The 6,000-nt window shown below is 62.6% G+C and carries 2 protein-coding genes, 1 tRNA gene and 1 riboswitch; of the genes, 2 read left to right on the top strand and 1 reads right to left on the bottom strand.

Going from position 1 to position 6,000, the window contains the following annotated elements:
* The first annotated feature begins 106 nt into the window (after positions 1-106).
* Positions 107-182, top strand: a tRNA-Ala gene (locus G5134_RS06280).
* A 134-nt stretch (positions 183-316) separates the two neighbouring features.
* On the opposite strand, the gene G5134_RS06275 is transcribed toward G5134_RS06280, so the two are convergent.
* Positions 317-2,461: an ExeM/NucH family extracellular endonuclease gene (locus G5134_RS06275; RefSeq protein WP_065017524.1), complete on the bottom strand. Its 2,145-nt coding sequence runs from the start codon at positions 2,459-2,461 to the stop codon at positions 317-319.
* 296 nt (positions 2,462-2,757) lie between these two features.
* Positions 2,758-2,843: riboswitch (cyclic di-GMP riboswitch) on the top strand.
* 115 nt (positions 2,844-2,958) lie between these two features.
* Here G5134_RS06275 and G5134_RS06270 point away from each other — a divergent pair.
* A complete protein-coding gene (locus G5134_RS06270; RefSeq protein WP_421231925.1) occupies positions 2,959-5,994 on the top strand; it encodes a glycosyl hydrolase family 18 protein in 3,036 nt (1,011 codons plus the stop codon).
* The last annotated feature ends 6 nt before the right edge of the window (positions 5,995-6,000 follow it).

Raw genomic sequence — 6,000 nt, 5'->3', positions numbered from 1 at the left:
TTATAGCTCAGCTGGGAGAGCGCTTGCATGGCATGCAAGAGGTCCGCGGTTCGATCCCGCGTAGCTCCACCAAATTCAGAGTGACTCAACGTCACTCATACACATCGGGGTTATAGCTCAGCTGGGAGAGCGCTTGCATGGCATGCAAGAGGTCCGCGGTTCGATCCCGCGTAGCTCCACCATCTTTCGTAATGAAAGTAGAAAAGGCCACCGCACTGCGGTGGCCTTTTTGTTTTGCGCTTCGTTCACCGGTCGTGCCGACGATCCATAAAAAAGCCCGCATCGCTGCGGGCTTTTGGCTTGATGGCAAGGGTCATCAGCCGTGGCGGCGACGCCAGGCCAGCGGCAGCAGGGCCAGCAGCAGGGCGCCCATGGCACCACCACCGCCGTTGCTCTCCTCTTTCAGCTTGAGGTCGACGATGATGGGATCGTGGTCGGAGGCGCTGAACGGGTTGTCCGACTTGATCATGTCGCCGGTGAAGTCCCGGCCGTACTCGAACAGGTTGCTCTCGAACGAGTTGATGTGCCAGTCGGCCACGGCGATCACCTTGTCGGCCAGCGCCGGGTTGGCGAGGGCATAGTCCAGGGTGCCGAGCTCGGCCTCGTAGCTGTAGGAGATGGCCTTCTCCTTGTTGAACTTGACGTTCATGTCCTCCAGGCCGTAGCTCTTGGCCACTTCGCTGCCGGTCTGCTCAAAGACCTGGTCGCCGAGGAAGGTCTGGGAGGCGGAGACTATCTTGCGCTGACCGTCGGTCGGCACATAGTCGGTCAGCACCCGGATCGCATCTTCCCGGGCGTAGGAGTTGAAGTCGCCCACCAGCAGCACCTGGCCGGCCAGCTTGCTCACCGCCTCGCCCAGCACCTTGGCGGTACTGACCCGGAACTCGGTGCACTTGCCCTGCAGATCGGCCGGCTCCTTGCCGTCCAGGTTCTCCAGGCAGCCTGAGCCCTTGGATTTCAGGTGGTTGACCACCAGGGTCAGCGGATCCTTGCTGCCCTCGACGGTGAAGGTCTGCACCAGGGAGTCACGTTGGGAAGCCTGCTTCTCGACCCCTTTGGCATCCAGGTATTTCTGCACCGGCAGGGTGATGACGTTGGCGTCCCCTTGCGGGGTCAGCTTGGCCGGCCGGTAGATCATGGCCACCATGATGGCGTCGCCGCCGAAGTAGTGCTCGCCCTGCAGCAGCGCCTTGGGCAGGGTGACGAAGGCGTACTGCTTGCCCGCCTCTTTCTGCTGGGCGTTGAGGGCCTGCACCAGGTCGCTGATGGCGGAGTGGCTGTCAAAGCCGTTGTTCTCCATCTCCATCAGGCCGAGCAGGTCGGCATCCATCTCGGTGATGGCGTTGACGATCTTGGTGCGCTGCTTCTGGAAATCTTCCAGATTCTTGGCGCCGCGGTTGCAGCCCTTGGCGCTGTCTGCATCCGCCTGATCCTTGCACAGCACGTTGAGGGCACCGCCCACGCTGGAGTGGCTGGTGAAGTAGTTGAGCACGTTGAAGCTGCCGACGCGCAAATCGGTGCCGTCGGCACGGGCCGGGGCGCTCTGCCGGTCGTTGTCGCTGGTGCGCAGCAGATCGCCGGCGGTGATCACCTGATCCTGCGGCACGATCAGCCGGTACTCGTTGTAGCTGTAGCCCACCATGGCGTCCAGATTGACCGGGGCGTCGCCGATGCGCAGGTAACCCTGCTCAGGCTCCCAGGCCGGCAGCCAGGGCAGTTTGCCGTCGGCGGCCTTGAAGTCCGATTCGAGGAACACCCTGTTGCCGGCGTTGGCCTTGGCCAGCGCCTTGGCAGCCTTGCTGCCGGCGTCGTGCAGCTGGGTCGGCTTCATCAGCGGCGCCTGGTGGGAGAGCACCAGGTTGTTGCGCCGGGCGGCGTAGTCATAGCTGAAGTTGCGGCTGATCTTGAGCGCGCTGTCGGCATCGAGCCGTACCCGCATCCCTTCGTGGCGCTCCAGCGCCCGGGCCAGGGTCTCGTTTTCCAGCACCCGCAACGGGATGGCGGCTGGGGCTGCGCCCTGGGCGATCACCTGCAGGCGCGCGGTGCCGTTGTCAGTCATTGGCTTGAGCTGGGTATGCCCGTAATACTCCTCGACCTTGGCCTCCAGGCAGACTTCGGCACCCGGCTTGATGTCCGGGTACTTGCTGGCGAAGTTTTTGTCGTTGAGATAGACGAAGATGCCGTCCGAGGTCTGGGGGTTGCCATCGCCCTGCACATCCAGCAGGTAGAACCCCTTGTTGAGGCTTTCGCCAAGGCCAGAGACCACCGCCTTGACCATGACGCTCTGGGGGCTTTCGAACTTGTCGGCGGGAATAAGCGGGCTCTTGTCACCGCTGCCCTGAATGACTGGGATCGGGGTGAGGTCGCTGTCGGCCGGGCAGCTGAAGCCGGCGGCATAGACGGACGGAGAGGCGAGCGCAATCCCCACGGCCAGCGACAGCAGGGTACGTGTTCCTTTCATATCTGTTCCTTTTTTATTTTTTGCCAGTGTTTCCATAGCCTTGGCGCATCGGCCAAGGGCGCGCATTGTCACATTTCTGGCATGTCGTACCAGTGAGCCAACGCACATTACGGGGATACAAATGAGGGCAATGCCGGTTTTTTTGACTTGGCTAACAGCATGAAACTAATGACAAATTTGTTATTTCATCCGATTGGCGAAAATGTGATCCCGCTGGCATCCACATATTTTTCCTCGAGAATGAAGATTGAGACTCGGCTGGTTGATTCCTATACTCGGCTTGTTCCTCACGGAACCCAGGTAAAGGGCAAACCGGCCGAGACGCCGGGACGCAATGCCTCCGGTCTTCAGATCGAGCGATCCAGATAGCGGGGCTTCCCAGGGTGAGGGTGACGTTTGTGGCAGGTCCATTGCCAGTTGTCTGCGCCCATCACGCAGGTTGCGCTTGTGCTTTGCCTTGGAGACCAATGCCAAGACAAAACAAGGAAGATAACAATATGCAACAGACCCTAAGGCCCAGCAGGCTTGCCATGCTGGTGGCTTTGGCTGCCATGCCCGCCTGGGCACAGGCCGCTTATCCCGCCTATCAGGCCGGTACCGCCTACAAGGCCGGCGACATCGTCAGCAACGTCGGCAACCTCTATGAGTGCAAAGAATTTCCCTACTCAGGCTGGTGCGGGGCCTCGCCCTATCACTATGAGCCCGGTGTCGGGGTCGTCTGGGCCGATGCCTGGAAACTCTATGGCGGCGAGGTGCCGCCTCCGGCGCTCGGCGTAGCCGTCAGCTCGCCGGCTGCCGGCGCCAGTGTCAACGAAGGGGCCAGCGTCGCGCTGGCGGTGACCCTGAGCGGCCCGGTGACGGCGCTGGTCAAGGTCGAGTACCTCATCGACGGCACCCTGGTCGCCACGGCGAGTGCCTCGCCCTGGAACGGCAGCTGGCGTGCAGCCGGTGTCGGCGCCCACGCCCTCAAGGCGCGGGCGCTGGATAAAGACGGCAAGGTACTGAGTGAAGCAGATTCCAGCTTCAAGGTCGCCGCCGTGGTGGCGCCGGAGGCACCCAAGGTGAGCATCAGCAGCCCGGCCGCCGGCGCTAAGGTGACCCTGGGTCGCAGCGTGGCGGTGAGCGGCAACGTCACCGATGCCAACGACGACGTCGCCAAGGTCGAGCTGTTCGTCGATGGCAAGAAAGTGGGTGAAGACACCAGTGCCCCCTGGCAGGTGAACTGGACGCCCCAGAGCAAGGGGCTGGCCGGTCTCAAGCTGGTGGCGACCGACAAGGAGAACCTTAGCGGCGAATCGGCCCAGGTCGACGTGCAGGTGGAAGAGGCCGCCCTGCCGCCCACCGGTGGCAACCTCTCCTGCGACATTCGCCAGATCTACCGCCCGGACGGTTACGAGTGCATGGGGGATGATCACGCCCGCCGGGTCATCGGCTACTTCACCTCCTGGCGTACCGGCAAGAACGGCTTGCCCTCCTACCTGGTGAGCGACATCCCCTGGAACAAGATCACCCACATCAACTACGCCTTCGCGGCGGTGGACGAGCAGAGCCACACCATCAAGGTGGACGATTCGGCCACCAAGATGACCTGGGACGGCGTGCCGGGTGCCGAGATGGATCCGGAGTTCGCCTACCAGGGCCATTTCAACCTGCTGTCGAAGTACAAGAAGCAGTATCCGGACGTGAAGACCCTGATCTCGGTGGGGGGCTGGGCCGATACCCGCGGCTTCTATACCGCCACTACCAAGGGTGACTGCTCGGTCAACACCGACGGCATCAACGCCTTTGCCAACTCGGCGGTGAGCTTCATCCGCCAGTACGGCTTTGACGGGGTCGACGTGGACTACGAGTATCCCACCTCCATGAAGGATGCGGGCAACCCCAACGACTTCCCGCTCTCCAACCAGTGCCGCGGCAAGCTGTTTGCCAACTACAAGGTGCTGATGCAGACCCTGCGCAGCAAGCTCGACAGCGCCGGCAGCGAGGATGGTCGCAAGTACATGCTGACCATCGCCTCGCCGGCCTCGGCCTACCTGCTGCGCGGCATGGAGAACTTCCAGGTCACCCAGTACCTCGACTACGTCAACCTGATGACCTACGACTTCCACGGCGCCTGGAACAACTTCGTCGGTCACAACGCCGCCCTGTTCGACAACAAGGCGGATGCCGAACTCGCTCACTGGGGCGTCTATACCCAGAGCCAGTTTGGCGGCATCGGCTACCTCAACGCGGCCTGGTCTGCCCACTACTTCCGTGGCGCCCTGGCGGCCGGCAAGATCAACGTGGGCGTGCCTTACTACACCCGCGGCTGGCAAGGGGTCAGCGGTGGCACCCACGGTCTGGGCGGTAAGGCAGCCCTGCCGAGCCAGAGTGATTGTCAGCTGGGTACCGGTGGCAGCACCATTCCGTGCGGCAACGGGGCGGTCGGCATCGACAACATCTGGCACGATCTCGACAAGAACGGCAAGGAGATCGGCGGTGGTGCCGTGCCCATGTGGCATGCCAAGAACCTGGAGAACGCCGCGAGCCTGGGTATCACCACCATGCCGAGCTACGGCCAGGCCTGGGGTCTGGATCCCAACAACCCGGCTCACGTGATGCAGGGCAAGTACGTGCGTTACTACGATGACAAGGCGCAGGCGCCTTGGCTGTGGAACGAAGAGAAGAAGGTGTTCCTCTCCACCGAAGATGAAGAGTCCATGGGCCACAAGCTCGACTACATCATCAAGCGGGGCCTGGGCGGGGTCATGTTCTGGGAGATGGCGGGTGACTACGCTTTCGATCCGGCCAAGAACGAGTACGGCATGGGGGATACCCTGACCACGCTCGCCTACGACAAGTTTGCCAAGGCGACCAAGTACGACACCAGGCAGAACGATCTGGCGGCGCCAACTGCCCAGCTCGACATCGCGGTGAGCCTCTCCGGCTTCAAGGAGGGGGATTCCAACTACCCGATCAACCCGACCCTGAAACTCACCAACAACTCGACCCAGACCATTCCGGGCGGTACCCGCATCGAGTTTCTGGTGCCCACCTCCACCTCCGACACCATCACCGACCAAAGCGGGATGGGGCTGAAAGTGGTGGAGAGCGGCGGCAACCAGAACTCCGACGGCATCGCCAACGAGAAGGACTTCCACAAGGCGGCCTTCACGCTGCCGAGCTGGAAGGCGTGGGCGCCGGGCAGCGATGTGGAAGTGGCGATGACCTACTATCTGCCGGCCGCCGGTGTACCGAGCGGTATCCGCCTCATCAGCGGCACCCAGACTGCGGGTCTCAAGGCCGAGTTCCCGACCCTGCCGGAGGCCGTGCTGGGCAGCAGTGGTGGCGGTGAGAACCCGGGCGGTACCACCTGCAGCAGCCAGAACGTCAATCCGGCCGCCTACAAGGCCTATCCGACCTGGCCGCAGGGGGATCACGCCAACGGCGGTGATCGTATGACCAACAACAAGGCGGTCTGGCAGGCCAACTGGTGGACCAGCAGCGAGCCCAAGGCGGGCGACGGCAGCTGGAAACTGGTATGCAGCTACTGAGTTGTC

The organism is Aeromonas sp. 600276 (assembly GCF_049175815.1).
Classification (GTDB): domain Bacteria; phylum Pseudomonadota; class Gammaproteobacteria; order Enterobacterales; family Aeromonadaceae; genus Aeromonas; species Aeromonas dhakensis.
This window is presented reverse-complemented; position numbering and strand designations above follow the sequence as displayed.

Excerpts from the sequence above, each read along its gene's own strand:
- G5134_RS06275 (WP_065017524.1), bottom strand. The coding sequence starts at position 2,461 with ATGAAAGGAACACGTACCCTGCTGTCGCTGGCCGTGGGGATTGCGCTC.
- G5134_RS06270 (WP_421231925.1), top strand. The coding sequence starts at position 2,959 with ATGCAACAGACCCTAAGGCCCAGCAGGCTTGCCATGCTGGTGGCTTTG.